This is a genomic window from Streptomyces sp. NPDC058295, from assembly GCF_042880655.1.
In the GTDB taxonomy this organism is placed as follows: domain Bacteria; phylum Actinomycetota; class Actinomycetes; order Streptomycetales; family Streptomycetaceae; genus Streptomyces; species Streptomyces coriariae.
In genome coordinates this window covers 63,253-78,931 of the sequence record NZ_JBHVYO010000009.1, presented here as the reverse complement: position 1 = coordinate 78,931, position 15,679 = coordinate 63,253, and the positions used below count along the sequence as shown (strand labels likewise).

15 protein-coding genes are annotated in these 15,679 nt (G+C 72.7%); 10 read left to right on the top strand and 5 right to left on the bottom strand.

The genetic code is table 11. From position 1 onward, the window contains the following. Positions 1-20 precede the first annotated feature (20 nt). Positions 21-2,138 (bottom strand): prolyl oligopeptidase family serine peptidase, encoded by a 2,118-nt coding sequence (locus ACFVYS_RS11985; protein WP_389501197.1) that lies wholly within the window; start codon positions 2,136-2,138, stop codon positions 21-23. A gap of 181 nt (positions 2,139-2,319) precedes the next feature. Here ACFVYS_RS11985 and ACFVYS_RS11980 point away from each other — a divergent pair, with 181 nt between their 5' ends. The 8 genes from ACFVYS_RS11980 to ACFVYS_RS11945 all read left to right on the top strand — a co-directional run bounded on the left by ACFVYS_RS11980 (position 2,320) and on the right by ACFVYS_RS11945 (position 10,108). Next, on the top strand, positions 2,320-2,514 hold the full coding sequence (locus ACFVYS_RS11980; protein WP_389501195.1) for a hypothetical protein: 195 nt from the start codon (positions 2,320-2,322) through the stop codon (positions 2,512-2,514). 64 nt (positions 2,515-2,578) lie between these two features. Then, positions 2,579-3,487, top strand: a complete 909-nt coding sequence (gene mshB / locus ACFVYS_RS11975; protein WP_389501193.1) for an N-acetyl-1-D-myo-inositol-2-amino-2-deoxy-alpha-D-glucopyranoside deacetylase — start codon at positions 2,579-2,581, stop codon at positions 3,485-3,487. Beyond that, positions 3,487-3,897, top strand: coding sequence for a DUF6113 family protein (locus ACFVYS_RS11970; protein ID WP_057603261.1), 411 nt, complete (start codon positions 3,487-3,489; stop codon positions 3,895-3,897). Before mshB ends, ACFVYS_RS11970 begins: the two co-directional genes overlap by 1 nt. A gap of 153 nt (positions 3,898-4,050) precedes the next feature. Then, on the top strand, positions 4,051-6,525 hold the full coding sequence (locus ACFVYS_RS11965; protein ID WP_389501191.1) for a hypothetical protein: 2,475 nt from the start codon (positions 4,051-4,053) through the stop codon (positions 6,523-6,525). 91 nt (positions 6,526-6,616) lie between these two features. Then, a complete protein-coding gene (locus tag ACFVYS_RS11960) occupies positions 6,617-7,552 on the top strand; it encodes an ABC transporter ATP-binding protein (RefSeq protein WP_389501189.1) in 936 nt (311 codons plus the stop codon). Then, positions 7,549-8,289, top strand: a complete 741-nt coding sequence (locus ACFVYS_RS11955) for an ABC transporter permease (RefSeq protein ID WP_389501187.1) — start codon at positions 7,549-7,551, stop codon at positions 8,287-8,289. The genes ACFVYS_RS11960 and ACFVYS_RS11955 overlap by 4 nt, the downstream gene beginning before the upstream one ends. A 5-nt stretch (positions 8,290-8,294) precedes the next feature. Further along, positions 8,295-9,494 carry a sensor histidine kinase gene (locus ACFVYS_RS11950; RefSeq protein ID WP_389501454.1) on the top strand — a complete coding sequence of 400 codons (1,200 nt, stop codon included), beginning with the start codon at positions 8,295-8,297 and terminating at the stop codon, positions 9,492-9,494. Next, entirely contained in the window at positions 9,491-10,108 is a 618-nt protein-coding gene (locus ACFVYS_RS11945; protein ID WP_054242692.1) for a response regulator transcription factor, read from the top strand. The genes ACFVYS_RS11950 and ACFVYS_RS11945 overlap by 4 nt, the downstream gene beginning before the upstream one ends. A 65-nt stretch (positions 10,109-10,173) precedes the next feature. Here ACFVYS_RS11945 and ACFVYS_RS11940 read toward each other — a convergent pair whose 3' ends face one another. Next, positions 10,174-11,016: a tetratricopeptide repeat protein gene (locus tag ACFVYS_RS11940; protein WP_389501185.1), complete on the bottom strand. Its 843-nt coding sequence runs from the start codon at positions 11,014-11,016 to the stop codon at positions 10,174-10,176. Beyond that, positions 11,013-12,008 (bottom strand): GNAT family N-acetyltransferase, encoded by a 996-nt coding sequence (locus ACFVYS_RS11935; protein WP_389501183.1) that lies wholly within the window; start codon positions 12,006-12,008, stop codon positions 11,013-11,015. The genes ACFVYS_RS11940 and ACFVYS_RS11935 overlap by 4 nt, the downstream gene beginning before the upstream one ends. A gap of 140 nt (positions 12,009-12,148) precedes the next feature. Here ACFVYS_RS11935 and fdxA point away from each other — a divergent pair, with 140 nt between their 5' ends. Continuing rightward, on the top strand, positions 12,149-12,469 hold the full coding sequence (gene fdxA / locus ACFVYS_RS11930; RefSeq protein ID WP_003973842.1) for a ferredoxin: 321 nt from the start codon (positions 12,149-12,151) through the stop codon (positions 12,467-12,469). Between the two features lie 119 nt (positions 12,470-12,588). Beyond that, positions 12,589-13,686 (top strand): bifunctional succinyldiaminopimelate transaminase/glutamate-prephenate aminotransferase, encoded by a 1,098-nt coding sequence (locus tag ACFVYS_RS11925; protein WP_389501181.1) that lies wholly within the window; start codon positions 12,589-12,591, stop codon positions 13,684-13,686. 126 nt (positions 13,687-13,812) lie between these two features. On the opposite strand, the gene ACFVYS_RS11920 is transcribed toward ACFVYS_RS11925, so the two are convergent. Both ACFVYS_RS11920 and ACFVYS_RS11915 read right to left on the bottom strand, forming a co-directional pair. Then, positions 13,813-14,262 carry an ATP-binding protein gene (locus tag ACFVYS_RS11920; RefSeq protein ID WP_389501179.1) on the bottom strand — a complete coding sequence of 150 codons (450 nt, stop codon included), beginning with the start codon at positions 14,260-14,262 and terminating at the stop codon, positions 13,813-13,815. A 324-nt stretch (positions 14,263-14,586) separates the two neighbouring features. Then, positions 14,587-15,591: a heavy metal transporter gene (locus ACFVYS_RS11915; protein WP_389501177.1), complete on the bottom strand. Its 1,005-nt coding sequence runs from the start codon at positions 15,589-15,591 to the stop codon at positions 14,587-14,589. Positions 15,592-15,679 lie beyond the last annotated feature (88 nt).

Genomic DNA, 15,679 nt, shown 5'->3' with positions numbered 1-15,679 from the left:
CCGTTGCCGCGTCTACGGCACTACGTCAGCCCCAGTGAACGCTTGAGGAAGTCCACCTGGAGCAGCAGCAGGTTCTCCGCGACCTGTTCCTGCGGGGTCATGTGGGTGACGCCCGACAGCGGGAGCACCTCGTGCGGGCGGCCGGCGGCCAGCAGGGCCGAGGAGAGCCGCAGGCTGTGGGCGACGACCACGTTGTCGTCGGCCAGCCCGTGGACGATCATCAGCGGGCGGTGGGGTTCGGCGGCCGAGGAGAGCCCCTCGTCGGTGACGAGCGAGCTCTTCGCGTACGCCTGCGGGGTGGTGGCCGGGTCGCCGAGGTAGCGCTCGGTGTAGTGGGTGTCGTAGAGCCGCCAGTCGGTCACCGGGGCGCCCGCGATGCCGGCGTGGAAGACGTCGGGGCGGCGCAGCACCGCCAGGGCCGCGAGCCAGCCGCCGTAGGACCAGCCGCGGATCGCCACCCGGGAGAGGTCGAGGGGATGGCTCTTCGCGAGCTCCTCCAGCGCCTCGACCTGGTCGTCCAGGCTGACCGTGAGGTCGTGGTGGATCGCCTTCTCCCAGCCGGGGGAACGGCCCGGGGTGCCCCGCCCGTCGGCGACGACCACCGCGAAACCCTGGTCGGCGAACCACTGCGAGGTCAGGTGCGCGTTGTGCGCGGCGAGCACCCGGGGCCCGTGCGGGCCACCGTAGGGATCCATGAGCACGGGCAGGGGGGTGTCACCGGGGTAGTCCGTAGGCATAAGCACGGCGCACGGGATGCGCCGTGCGCCCCCTTCGGTGAGGAGTACGCGGGGGGACAGGCGGGGATCCTCGGCGTACGACCGGACAGTCGCCGCCGGCCTCCCGTCCCGCAGTACCCGCGCCACGCTGCCCGGCCGGTCGAGCACCGCCGACACCAGAACGGTCACGTTCCCCGAGCGCACCGCCGAGTGCACCCCGGGCTCCTGGGAGAGGCGCTCGACGCCGAGTTCGTTGACCCGGTAGACGTGCACCTCGCCGGTCTCCGGCGCGGCCGCGTCCGCCCCGGCCGAGGCGGTGACCAGCACATCGTCGGAAGTGACGTCGAGCACCGCACGCACGTGCAACTGGGCGCCCGTCAGCGGACGTTCCCCCACCGCCAGGACCCGGGCGCCGCCCTCGTCGGCGATCCGGACCAACTGTCCGGACGGGCTCCAGCACGGCACTCCAGGGAAAAGATCGAGCCAAATCCGATCTTCGTCGGCGTGCACCATCCGGGTCGCCCCGGAGTCGGTGTCCACCGCCAGGAACAGCTGACTGCGCTGGTCGCGCGCCTGTACGAGCAGCAGCGGCGCCCCCGCCCCTGACCAGTGCACTCGCGCCAGATACGGATAGCGCGCCCGGTCCCACACGACCTCCGTGCGCACCCCGTCGAGCCCGAACACGAACAGCCGCACCTCGGCGTTGGCCGTCCCGGCAGCCGGATAGGGCACGTGTTGTGGGTCACGTTTCGGCTGGGCCGGATCGGAGAGCCACCACCGCTGCACCGGCGTGTCGTCCACCCGCGTGACCAGCAGTCGATCCGACTCCGGAGACCACCAGAACCCTCGCGAGCGGCCCATCTCCTCGGCCGCGATGAACTCGGCCAATCCATAGGAAACCGTGTCCGATTCCGGTTCCGCCAGCGCCCGGTCGCCGTCGCCCTCGGCGCCCACCACCCGCAGGGCGCCCCCGACGACATACGCGACGAGCCGTCCGTCGGGGGACGGACGGGGGTCGATCACCGGCCCGGGGACCGCGAGTTCGGTCGCCGTGCCGGCCCGCAACTCCGCCGTGAAAAGCCGCCCTGACAAGGTGAAAGACGCCAGCTCGACGGTCTCGTCGGTGGCGTAGCCGATGATCCCGGCGCCGCCCTCACGGCTGCGTTCGCGGCGGGCGCGCTCCTCCGGCGAGAGGTCCTCCGAGGTGCCGCCGAGGAGGGTGCGCGGGTCGGCTGCCGGGCGCTCCGTACCGTCCGCCGGGTCGAGGACCCACAGCGCGCCCGCGCGGTCCGTGCCGGAGCCGGAGCGCAGGAACACGACCCGGGAGCAGTCGGGCGCCACCGTGAACGAACGCGGGGCGCCGAGGGTGAAACGCTGGGTGCGGGCGTGTCTGCGGGGGAAGGAGTCGGACTCGGTCGTCATCCTCCGACCATATTGGCCATGCGACCCCCTTGTGCGGCTGTGCGCCGCGAGATGCGCACCCACACATAGTTATGATCACTAGCGCTGTGTGGGTATGAACCTGCTGGCTGATGTATGGATTTACAAGTTCCCTTGTTCTGCTTTTGCCCCCACGTTCCCGGGTCCTTGGAGGTGAACCGCCGTGGCACTCTCGATTTCGGCGGTGGTGCTGCTGGCGATCATCGTCTTCTTGCTGGTCAAGAAGTCGGGGCTGAAAGGCGGTCACGCGGTCGTCTGCATCCTGTTCGGCTTCTATCTGGCCTCCTCGACGATCGCGCCCACGATCAGCGACCTGACGACGAGCGTGGCGAGCATGATCGGCAGCATCAAGTTCTGACGCGTGCCGACCCTGCGTCTGCCCCTGCGCGGGAGATGTAGTCCTCCCTCGTAGGGTTGGCCCCATGACGGAACTCCCCTCCCCCAACCTCCGGCCGGGGGGACCTCGCGCCGCTCGGCGTCTGCTGCTGGTGCACGCGCACCCGGACGACGAGTCGATCAACAACGGCGTGACCATGGCCAGGTACGCGGACGAGGGTGCCCATGTGACCCTGGTCACCTGCACCCTCGGTGAGCGTGGCGAGGTCATCCCACCGGAGCTGCGGCATCTGACCGGTGCCGCCCTGGGGGAGCACCGGCACGGTGAACTCGCCGCCGCCATGGCCGAACTCGGCGTCGACGACTTCCGCCTGCTCGGCGGCCCCGGCCGCTACGGCGACTCCGGGATGATGGGCCTTCCCGACAACGACGACCCGGCCTGCTTCTGGCGGGCCGACGTCGACGAGGCCGCCGCGTTCCTCGTCGAGGTCATCCTCGAGGTGCGCCCCCATGTCCTCGTCACCTACGACGACGACGGCGGCTACGGCCACCCCGACCACATCCAGGCCCACCGCGTCGCCGTGCGGGCCGCGGAGCTGGCCGAGGACGCCGGGTGGCGCATCCCCAAGGTGTACGTCAACCGCGTCCCGCGCTCCGTCGTCGGGGCCGCCTTCGCACGGCTCCGGGAGGAGCTGCCGGGACTGCCCTTCACCAGGAGCGCCGTCGTCGCCGACGTGCCGGGCGTGGTGGACGACGGCCTGGTCACCGCCGCGATCGAGGGCGGCCCCGCGCACACCGCCGCCAAGGCCGCCGCGATGCGCGCGCACGCCACCCAGGTCGAAGTCGCCCCCGGCGAGCAGTACTTCGCCCTCTCCAACGAGCTCGCGCAGCCCCTGTTCCCGATCGAGTACTACGAACTCGTACGCGGGGAGCCCGCCGGGAAGAGGGAGACCGACCTGTTCGCCGGTACGGGCGACGCGACGGAGGTGGCGTGATGTCCGACCGTGGTTCGATGCTCGCCCAGCCGCTGCGGATGCCCCCCGCCGGACGGATCGCCGCCTGTGCGGGACTCCTGCTGCTCGGCGCCGTCACCGGTCTCGCCGGGGCGCTCGTCCAGGCCGGCTGGTTCCCGGGCGGACTGCTCCTCGCGCTCGTGGGCGCGGCCGGGCTGTTCCTCGGCGGGGCGCGGGCGCTCGGCAGCCGCGCCGGGGCCGTCGCGCCCGCCGCCGGCTGGATGATCTCCGTCATCCTGTGCACGGCGGGCCGTCCCGAGGGTGACTTCCTGTTCGGAGCGGGAGGCGGTTCGTACCTCTTCCTGCTCGGTGGCATGGCACTTGCTGTGATCTGCGCCACCATTGGTTCGGGGCGGCAACCGGTCGGCGGCGACGTCCGACTTGGCAAGTGACGTACCACTTCACCGTGGCGTGCCGGTGGGAGTCCCGTGTGGGTTTCCCCGGCGGTCGTGGGATACGGGCCAGAAGTGGCCAGTATGGTGGTGCGCGCCGCCGAGCTGCCCGTGAGGCCGTGCGGGCGGCGGAGCCAACCTGGAGAACCTGCCTTGAGTCGTGAAACTGACAGTCCGTCCTCCGGGCCCAACGGGCGCGGCGGAGCCGCATACCCCTCGGGCACGCCGCCGTACGGCACCCCCGTGGTGTCCGACGGCGGTGCGGACGCGGGCCGTTCGTCCGCGCAGCCGGAGGAACGCAAGACCGAGACCACGCTGACGACGCGGATCCGCATCAACATCCCGGGTTCGCGGCCGATTCCGCCGGTCGTGATGCGCACGCCCGTCGCGGACGCGGAGAGCAAGGGCGGTGACCGCCCCGACGGCAACGCCCAGGCCGGTGCCGACCCGCAGTCGGCGCCGTCCGCGCCCGCCGTCGGCCACTCCTCGTCCGACACGGGCTCGTTCGAGCTGCCCGCCGAACCCGCGCCCGCCCCGGAGACGAGCAACTGGTTCGCGCCCCGCAAGTCCGGGCCGGGCAAGGGCGCGCAGGGCGGCGGCTCCACCAACGGCGCGGGTCTGCCGGGCGGTTCCGCCGCCGGTACGGGCGCGCCCACGGGTGCTCCCGCCGACGCGGCCGGACCGGGTGCCGGAACCGGCGCAGGTGCGCCCGGCGGCGCGCGGCCGGGCAACGGACGTCCCGGTGGTGTGGTCGGCTCCATGAGCGTGCCGGGCGGTTCGCGTCCCGGCGGCACCAACGGCGCCGGGGTGCCCGGGGGCGCCACCGGCGGTCCCGTGGCTCCGGGGCACGGAGGCGGCACGGGCTCCTTCGACGTCACCGAGGCACTCGCCACGGGCCCGCTCGGCAACGGCCCGCGGCCGGGCCAGCCCGGCCAGCCGCCGGTGCAGGGACAGGGGCCGGCACAGGGGCCGGGGCAGGGCGTCGGCGGTGCCGAGCCGCGGCGTGACAACCTGCCGTACTTCTCCGAAAACGGCCAGCAGGGCCAGCAGGGCCAGCAGGGTCAGCAGGGCCAGCAGGGCTTCGGCGTGCCGAACGGCACGCCCGGCCAGGTCCCCCAGGGCGCTCTCCCGCCCGGTCCCGGCGGCTCCTACGACTTCAACGGCCCGGACGGACCCGGCGGTCCCGGCGGCCGTGGCGGCCCGCAGGGCGGCCCCGCCGGCCCGACCGGCGGTCCGGTCACCGGCGACGGCCCGATGGTGCCTCCGATGGGTGGCGCCCCGCACGGCACACCCGGCGCTCCCGGTGTGACCCGCCCGCCCGGCGCTCCCTCCGGTCCGGGTGGTCCGGCCGGCCGCGGTGGCCAGGCAGGTCCCGGCGGTCCGCGTGCCGTCGGCGCCGCCCCCGGCACCGGTCGTCTCCCCGGCGGTGGCCTGAGCGACGACACCGCGATCCTCACCCCGCAGAAGCCCGCCCCCGAACCGGGCGCGGGCGGCTACGGCGGCCGTCCCGTCGACAACGTCTCCGGGAACACGGTCACCAGCGGCATTCCCGTCGTGCCCGGCGGCCAGGGCGGTACGCGCACCGACGGTCCGCTGCCGCACACCCCGCCGAAGGGCACGGCCCCGGCTCCGGCCCCGCAGAGCTCGCCCGCGGGCGAATCCAGGAACTCCAAGAAGAAAAAGAAGAAGGGCCGCAGCAAGCTGCCCCTGCTGGGCGGCCTGGTGGTCGTCGCGGGGATCGGCCTCTACGGCGCCGGCCTGCTGATGAACCACTCCGACGTGCCCAAGGGCACCACCGTGCTCGGCGTCGAGGTCGGCGGCGGCACCAGCGACGACGCCGTCAAGAAGCTCGACGACGCGTTCGGCAAGCGGGTCACCCAGGCACTGAAGCTGTCCGTCGACGGCGAGACCGTCACCCTGAAGCCGGATCAGGCGGGCCTCCAGTTCGACCTGCAGGCCACCGTCGACGACGCCGCCAAGAGCGACTACAACCCGGTCTCCGTGATCGGCTCGCTGTTCGGGCAGCACCGAGAGGTCGAGCCGGCGATGCCGGTCGACGAGGAGAAGCTGCAGGCGGCCCTCGAGTCCGCCGCCGGCGGCTCCGGCTCGGCCACCGAAGGCACGATCAAGTTCGAGTCCGGCAAGGCCGTCGCCGTCTACGGCAAGGCGGGCAAGGGCATCGACGCGGCGCAGGCCCAGGAGGCCGTCGTCGAGGCCTATCGCACCCAGGTGGAGACCGGCACGGCCACCGGGGTGAAGGTCCCGACGACCGACAAGCAGCCGACGATCTCCGACGCCGAGGTCGACCGGATGATGAAGGAGTTCGCCGAACCGGCGATGTCCGGCAAGGTCACCGTCATGACCGACGCGGCGCACACGGTCTCCTTCAGCCCGAAGAACTCCCTCTGGAAGTTCCTCCAGGTCAAGGCGGTCAACGGCAAGCTCGTCGAGAGCTACGACCAGGCCGCGCTGACGGAGCTCTACGGCGGCACCTTCAACGGTGTGCTGATCACCCGGGGCACCGGTCAGAAGACGGCCGTCACGGTCCAGGACGTCATCAGCGCCCTGCGCCCGGCCCTGAAGAGCGAGACGGAGCGGACCGGGGTCATCGACACCGACCCGAGCTGATCCGACGGCGGTGCCGCATGACATCTGTCATGCGGCACCCAGGACGGCAGACACTGCCGCCCGCCCGGCCCCCGGGGCGACGATCGGTGTCATGACGACGACAGCACCGGTGGTCGGGTTCGACCAGGTGAGCAAGAGTTTCGGGGACGTGCGGGCCGTGGACGGCCTGACGCTCGCGCTGCGCCCGGGGGAGACCGTGGCGCTGCTGGGTCCCAACGGGGCGGGCAAGTCGACCACCCTCGATCTGCTGCTCGGCCTCAAGCAGCCCGACAGCGGCACGGTCCGCGTCTTCGGCACCGGCCCGCGTGAGGCGATCGTCGCCGGCCGGGTCGGCGCGATGCTCCAGAGCGGCGGACTGATGGACGAGGTCACGGTCGCCGAACTGGTCGCGCTGGCCTGCGGACTGCACCCCAAGCCGTACCGGGTCGCCGATGTGCTGGCCCGCGCGGGCGTCACCCAGATCGCCGACCGCAAGGTCGACAAGCTCTCCGGCGGCCAGGCCCAGCGGGTCCGGTTCGCCCTCGCCACCGCCGGCGACAGCGACCTGATCGTCCTGGACGAGCCCACCACCGGCATGGACGTCACCACCCGGCAGGCGTTCTGGGCCACCATGCGCGAGCAGGCCGACCAGGGCCGCACGGTCCTGTTCGCCACCCACTACCTCGAAGAGGCCGACGCGATCGCCGACCGCGTGCTGGTCCTGCACCGCGGCCGGCTCCTCGCCGACGGCACGGCCGCCGAGATCAAGGCCAAGGCGGGGGCGCGCAGGATCGCCTTCGACCTGGCGGACGGGTTCGACGAGGAGACCCTGCGCGCCCTGCCGTTCCTCACCAGCCTCACCGTGTCCCACAGCGGCCCCGCCACCGGGCCGGCCCGGACCGTCCGCATCCAGTCCACCGACGCCGACGCCACCGTGCACGCGGTCTACGGCCTCGGGCTCTACCCCCGCAACCTCGAAGTCGCCGGACTCGGCCTGGAGCAGGCATTCGTCGCCCTCACCACCGCCGAGGAGGCGAAGTCCAAGTGAACGGCCTGATCAAGCTGGAACTCACCCGCGCCCTGCGCAACCGCAAGTTCCTGTTCTTCTCGGTGATCTACCCGTCGGTCCTGTTCCTGCTCATCGCGGGCAGCGCCGACAGCACGGAGAAGGTCGACGGCACGGGCCTGACCCTGCCGACCTACATGATGGTCTCGATGGCCTCCTTCGGCGCCCTCACGGCCGTCCTGATGGGCAACAGCGAACGCATCGCCAAGGAGCGCCAGAGCGGCTGGGTGCGGCAGTTGCGCCTGACCACGCTCCCGGGCCGTGGTTACGTCCTGGCGAAGACGGCGAGCGCGGCCGTGGTCAGCCTGCCCTCCATCGTCGTCGTCTTCGCCGTCGCCGCGGCCGTGAAGGACGTACGGCTGGACGCCTGGCAGTGGTGCGCCCTCACCGGCGCGATCTGGGCCGGCAGCCTGGTCTTCGCCGCCCTCGGCGTGGCGATCGGCTACCTCGCGAACGGGGACGCGGTCCGCCCCATCACGATGATCACCTACTTCGGCCTGTCCATCCTCGGCGGCCTGTGGATGCCGACAACGACCTTCCCGACCTGGCTCCAGGACATAGCCAAGTGGGTGCCGACGCACGCGTACGCTGCCCTGGGGCAGTCCATCGAGCAGAGTCAGGCCCCGCATGCCAAGGACATCGTCATCCTGGTCGTCTTCTTCGCCCTGTTCACGGGCGGCGCGGCCTGGCTGTACCGGAAGGACACGCTGAAGGCGTGAGCGTCATGACGGACGACCAGCTGTCCGGGAAGGCCCGGGGCGGACCGCCGATCGCGCTGGGCCAGACCGCCCGCACGACGCGCGAACTGTGGCGGCGCAAAGCGCTGTGGATCGGCGTCTGGCTGGTGTTCCTCAGCTCGCCGGTCCACGACCTCGTCTCGGGCCACCACACCACCGGCGGCACGGTGGCCGGCTGGCTGGGCCTGGCGGTGTTCGTCACCGTCTACCTGTCGCTGCTCTTCCGCGACATGGGGGCCGCGCCCTACCCCGACGGGCTCGTCGCCGCCCTGATCGGCTCCATGGCGGTGCTCGCCACCGTCCTCTGCCTCACCCTCGGCTCCGCCTGGCTCGGCCTGTACTGCTACGTCTCCGTGGCCTGCGGGATGGTGCTCCCGCCGCGGGTGGCGTTCTGGACGATCCCGGGCACGGCCGCCGTGATGCTCCTCGTCGGCCTGCGCACCGACGAGGACGAGGCGCTCAACCTCCTCCTGCTGGTCCTGCTCATCGGCTTCGCGATGACCGGGGTGAGCCAACTGGTCCGCACGACAGTGGAGTTGCGCAAGGCCCGCGCGACGGTCGCCCAGCTCGCCGCCAACGAGGAACGGCTGCGCCTGGCCAGGGACCTGCACGACCTGCTGGGCCACTCGCTCTCGCTGATCACCCTCAAGAGCGAGCTGGCCGGCCGGATGCTCCCCGGCCATCCCGAGAAGGCCGCCCAGCAGGTCGCGGACATCGAACAGGTCAGCCGCCAGGCCCTGGTGGACGTCCGGGAGGCCGTCACCGGCTATCGGCGGCCCCGTCTCGCCGCCGAACTAGCCGGCACACAGGTCGCGTTGACGGCGGCCGGCATCACCGCCGTGATCCCCGCCGAACCCGACCTCGACGGCGTCCCCGAGGAGAGCGAGTCCGCCCTCGCCTGGACCCTGCGCGAGGCGATCACCAACGTCGTACGGCACAGCGGCGGCGCCCGCTGCACGGTGGACCTGGTGCGGCGCCAGACCCTGGACGGGCCCGTCCTCGAACTCTCCGTCGAGGACGACGGGTCCGGCGGTTCCGGCAAGGGCCCCGGCAACGGCCTCACCGGCCTCACCGAGCGCCTGGAGAAGGCCGGCGGCACCCTGGAGGCGGGCCGCGCCCGGCGCGGCTTCCGGCTGACCGCCCGGGTCCCGGCCGGCCCGGTACCGGACGTAGGATCCCGCTCATGAGTGGTGGCATGATCAAGGTCCTGCTGGCCGAGGACCAGTCGATGGTCCGCGAGGCCCTGGCGGCCCTGCTCGGCCTCGAGGACGACATCGAGGTGGTCGCTCAGGTGGCGCGCGGCGACGAGGTCCTCGCGGCCGCCCGCGCCCACGACATCGACGTGGCCCTCCTCGACATCGAGATGCCGGGCGCGACGGGCATCGAGGCCGCCGCGCAACTCCACAAGGAACTGCCGGGGTTGAAGCTGGTCGTGCTCACGACCTTCGGCCGCCCCGGGTATCTGCGCAGTGCCATGGAGGCCGGCGCCGACGCCTTCCTCGTCAAGGACGCGCCCGCGGCGCAGCTCGCGGAGGCGGTCCGCAAGGTTCTGGCGGGCGAGCGGGTCATCGACCCCACGCTCGCGGCGGCGGCCCTGGCGGGCGGCGCCAACCCCCTCACCGACCGCGAACGCGAGGTCCTGCGCGCGGCGGCCGACGGTTCGACGAACGCGGAACTGGCGGCGGCCCTGCACCTGTCCCAGGGCACGGTCCGCAACTACCTGTCGACGGCGATACAGAAACTGGCGGTCCGCAACCGGGCCGAGGCGGTACGGACCGCGAGGGAGAAGGGCTGGCTGTGAGCGGCAGCGCCCCGGCCAGGCTCTGACGGCCCCCGGACAGCCCCCCGACAGCCCTCCCACGGGCCTCAGTTCAGCATCGCCCGTGCGGCGAACGCCTCCTTGCGCACCCGCTCCGCGGTCCCCTCGTCCACGACCTCCACCAGCCCCGCGTACTCCTCCAGCTCCACGGCCCCGCCGACGAAGTCCCCCCGCTGCACCAGCAACTGCCCCTTCTCGTACCGCAACCGGGCCGGATGGGAGGGCACCGCCAGCGCCAGCTCCACGGCCCACAGCGCGACATCCGACCGCTCCGGCCGGGCCAGGGCCCACGACCGGATGTTGTTCAGGATCCGCGTCACGACGTCCAACGGCTCCGCCGGGACCAGCATCGACGGCTCGAGCCGCGCCCCCGTCGCCGCGGTGACCAGCGACTCCGCGTCATCGCCCGACAGGATACGGCCCCCGTCGAAGGGATCGACGAGCACCTGGCGCTCCAGGTCCGCGGGCGGCCCGAACCCCACCACGAAGTGCCCCGGCAGCGCGACCCCGTACACCGGTGCCCCGGCCCGCCGCGCCACCTCCACCCACACCACGGACAGCAGGATCGGCAGGCCCCGCCGCCGTACCAGCACCCGATGCAGCAGCGAGGACTCCAGCCGCTCGTAGTCCGCGGCCGAGCCACGGAACCCGTACCGCTCGCCGAGCAGCTCCCGCAGCGCCACCGCCCACTCCCGCGGCCCGCCGGGCCGGTACGGCAGCTCTCCGGCCAGCCGGTCCAGCTCGATCTGCGCGGCGTCCAGTGCGGCCTCGTCCAGCTCCCGGTCCGGCTCAGCGCCGATCAGCAGGCACAGCAGGGCCAGGTCGGGACGCTCGGCCCGCGCCTCCTCGGCGAACCGCCGCCGCACCTCCCCGGCCTCGAACCCGCTCACGTCCGCTCCCGGTAGTGGTGGTACGCGTGATGCGCCGCGAAGCCCATCCCGGCGTACAGCGCCCGTGCTCCCGCGTTGCGCTCCTCCACCTGGAGCCAGGCCGCCGACGCCCCCTCGTCCAGTGCCCGCCGGGCGAGCGCGGCCATCACGACGGTGGCCAGGCCCCGCCGCCGCTGTGCCGGGTCGACCTCGACCGCCGCGAACCCGGCCCAGCGCCCGTCCACGACACACCGCCCGATGGCGGCGGGAGCCTCGCCCGACGCCCCGGGCACCGACGCGAACCACACCGAGGCCCCGCTCCCCAGTACCTTCAGGGCCACCTCGCTCACCCCCTTGCGCTGATACCGGGCCAGCCACGCCTCGTCGGCCTCCCGGGCCAGGACCACCCCCTCAGCCTCCGCCCGGTCGGCGAGGGGCGCCAGTGCCCCGATCCACAACTCGGAGCTCACCTCACGCACCCACCCGCGCCGCTCCAGCTCCGCGCACAGCAGCTCCTGGGTGCCCTCGGCCCCCGTCGCGGTCTGCACATAGGCGGGCAGCCCGCGCTCCCCGTACCAACGCCGTACGACGTCCAGGGCCTCGTCGAGCGGGACGCCCGGCGCGCCGAGCGGCAACACCGAGTTGGCCCGGCGGGTGAACCCGGCGGCGGCCCGCAGCTCCCACCCGCCGAGCCGCGCGCTCTCCAGCGGACGCCAGGCCCGGGAGGCGACCTGCGCGAGCTCCTCGTAGTCGGCGGCCGGACCCCGGTGGCGGGCCGGGGCGGCCGGTACGACCTTCCCGGCGACCAGCGAGGATGCGTCAACGCGGACGCTCTCGCCGCTCTTCCGTGTGATCACCAGCACACCGGCGTCCCATGATGTGAGAACGCCTACCGTGTCGGTGAATTTCCCCCCGGTGGTACCCGCCTCGGTCAGGCATCGTACGGAGACACGTTTGCCCACGTCAGCAGTGGTTATGCGGACCTCGAGGCGTCCGGCGGCCGAGATTTCCACAGGTCAGTTCACCCCTCCTGTTCGGATCGTGCCCAGGAACGGAGATACTAGAGGCGGGCATCGACGACGCCGCGCTCCCGCGCGCCAGGCGGCGGAGCCTGAGGAGGCCCGCCAGCGCCCTATCGAGGAGGAACGACAGCGTGACCTACGTCATCGCGCAGCCTTGTGTCGACGTCAAGGACAAGGCGTGCATCGAAGAGTGCCCGGTCGACTGCATCTACGAGGGCCAGCGGTCCTTGTACATCCACCCGGACGAATGCGTCGACTGCGGCGCCTGTGAGCCGGTCTGCCCGGTCGAGGCGATCTTCTACGAGGACGACACTCCGGAGGAGTGGAAGGACTACTACAAGGCGAACGTCGAGTTCTTCGACGAGCTCGGCTCGCCCGGCGGTGCCAGCAAGCTGGGGCTGATCGAGCGCGACCACCCCTTCGTCGCCGCGCTGCCGCCGCAGAACCAGTAAAGCGGCCCGCACCTCGTGCCGCCTCGGTCCCGTACGGCCTGATCACCTCAGATCGCCGTGCGGGGCCGAGGCGTTTGCCGTCAGGGGCAGCTGCCGTACCAGAAAGTGAGCCAGAAGCCGTGTCCGCAGTCTCCGACCGTCTCCCCACCTTCCCCTGGGACAAGCTGGCGCCGTACAAGGCGACGGCCGCGGCCCACCCGGACGGCATCGTCGACCTCTCCGTCGGCACCCCCGTCGACCCGGTCCCCGAGCTGATCCAGAAGGCCCTGATCGACGCGGCCGACTCACCCGGCTACCCGACGGTCTGGGGCACGCCAGAGCTGCGCGACGCGATCACCGGCTGGGTGGAGCGGCGGCTCGGCGCCCGCGGTGTGACCCATCGGCACGTGCTGCCGATCGTCGGCTCCAAGGAACTGGTCGCCTGGCTGCCGACCCAGCTGGGCCTCGGCCCCGGCGACCGGGTCGCCTACCCGCGCCTGGCCTACCCGACCTACGAGGTCGGCGCCCGCCTGGCCCGCGCCGGGTACGAGGTCTACGACGACCCCACGGACCTGGACCCGGAGGGGCTGAAGCTGCTCTGGCTGAACTCGCCGTCCAACCCGACGGGCAAGGTGCTCTCCCAGGACGAGCTGACCCGGATCGTGGCCTGGGCCCGTGAGCACGGCGTCCTGCTCTTCTCCGACGAGTGCTACCTGGAGCTGGGCTGGGAGGCCGACCCGGTCTCCGTCCTGCACCCGGACGTCAACGGCGGCTCGTACGAGGGCATCGTCTCGGTCCACTCGCTGTCGAAGCGCTCCAACCTGGCGGGCTACCGGGCGGCCTTCCTGGCGGGCGACCCGGCCGTCCTGGCCCCGCTCCTGGAGATCCGCAAGCACGGCGGCATGATGACGTCGGCGACCACGCAGGCGGCGGCTGTGGCAGCCCTCGGTGACGACGCCCACGTCCGTGAGCAGCGGGAACGCTACGCGGCCCGGCGCACCGCGCTGCGCGAGGCACTGCTCGCCCACGGCTTCCGCATCGAGCACAGCGAGGCCAGCCTGTACCTCTGGGCCACCCGGGACGAGTCCTGCTGGACCACCGTCGCCCACCTGGCGGACCTGGGCATCCTGGTGGCCCCCGGCGACTTCTACGGCGAGGCGGGCGAAAACTTCGTCCGCGTGGCCCTGACGGCGACGGACGAGCGGATCGCGGCGGCGGTCGCGCGGCTCGCCCGCTGAAACACCGGGACGCCAGGACGCCGGGACACCGGGACGCCAGGACGCGTCCCGCGCCCGCCCGGCCCGCCGCAACGACGAGACGGGGCCCAGGGAACACCCTGGACCCCGTCACCGGCTCGAGGGGCGTCAGCCGAGCGGCAGGCTCTTCACCGGCAGGGTCTCGGCGCCGGGCAGCCCGCCCTTGGTGAGCGAGTCCGTCGGCAGTCCGCCCTTGGTGGCGGTCGACGCGGTGTCGCCGAGGAGGCCCCCGGCGGAGCCCGCGGCCTCGCCGGCCGTCTTCTGCGCCGCGGGCGCCGCCTTCTTCACGGCCTTGCCGCCGGTCTTGCCCGCGGCCGGCACCGTCTGCTTCACGGCCTTGCCACCGGTCTCACCCGCGAGTCCGGTGACGTTCTGCGTCGCGCCGTCGACCGTGGTGCCGACGCTCGCCGCGTCCAGGGCGGTCAGTCCGCCGAGGTTCGGAGCGGCGGGAAGGCTGGGGGCCGCACTGGCGGAGCCGGCCGCACCGACCCCGGCGGCCGCTCCCGCAGCGACAAGCAGCGCGGCACGGGCGATCCGGCGGGTCAGGGGGAGGGACATGATGCTCCTTCGACGGGAGAGAACAAGGACTGTCTGTGACTGCTGTGACTGTCTGTCTGTCCGGGCCCGGACGCACTGACTACCGCTCGAAGCCCGCGAAGGTTGCGCACGGCCAACGTAAAGAGTTGGCAATGCGTCGCATTATCGCCTGCGGATAAAAACGGGCAAAAACCGCCCGATGTGAAAGTCCGTCAAACCCCTGAAGCCCTTTGTCCGCAAGGGATTCGTCGGATGCGGGGGTGACGGCGCGAAAACCTGAGCACCAGGTCGCCCGAACGGTCCGTACGTGACCCGACCGAGTGACGACCCGTACTGCTGCGCGGTCTACTGCCCGGTGACGATCCGTACGCTGCCGTCTCCGCCGCCCGCCCCCGTCGCCCCGGCGGCCTCCGCGCTGGTCGAGCCGGTCGCCCGCCACCGGCTGTCGGTGTTCCCGGAGACCCACTCCCGGCCCGCGTACGACACGCTCTCGATGCGCAGCGCCGAGGCGTTGGCCACCGCCCAGTGCGCCAGCTGCCAGCCACGCTCGCCGACACTGCGCCCGCCGGAGGCGGTGTCCTCGGTCACCGGCAGCGTCACGGTCCGCCCACCGCTCTCGGCGGCCGGCGCGTCCGGTTCCGCCGAGGGAGTGGACGCGACGTCCTGCGCGTCGGCCTCCGAGCCCACCTGCCGGAGCGCGCCCCGCCCGAAGTCCCGGACCAGCGCCGCCCGCACCGCGTCCGGACCGGTGGACGTCGGCGCGGTGGCCGAGCGGCCGTTGCAGGTCAGCGTGGCCGCCGCCGTCCCGGTCAGCGCGGCGGCCAGCACCGTGGCGTCCGGCTCGTGCTTGGCGTACGCCTCCGGGTAGCCGCTGCGCTGCACGCGCTGCGCGGCGACGGTGAGCGGGAGCTCGGTGTAGCCGCGGACCTTCGCGAGGTGCTCGTAGAAGATGTTCGCCGCGTACGCCGGGTCCGTGACCTGCTTCTCGGTGCCCCAGCCCTGCGAGGGCCGCTGCTGGAACAGGCCGAGCGAATCCCGGTCGCCGTGGGTGAGGTTGCGCAGCCCCGACTCCTGGAGGGCGGTCGCGAGCGCGATCGCCACGGCACGCTCGGGCATGGCCCGGTTGGTGCCGACGGCGGCGATCGTGGCCGCGTTCACCGCCTGCTCCGGCGTGAACTCGTACGTCGCCCCGTTCGCGCCGCCCGAGACGACCCGGCAGCCCGGATCGTCCGTGCCGCCGGTGACGTACTGCACCACGACATAACCCGCGACGGCGGACAGGACCACGCAGGCCGCCCCGAAACGGAGGAGGCGGCCGCGGCGCTTGGGAGAGGGGGACGGCTCTGGCACGCGTACAAGGTACTGGAGAGTACTGAGGAGGAGGAGGCCCGTGCGCTGAGCGCGGAAAAGCCGGACGCCCAGCGGGCGCGTTAGGGTC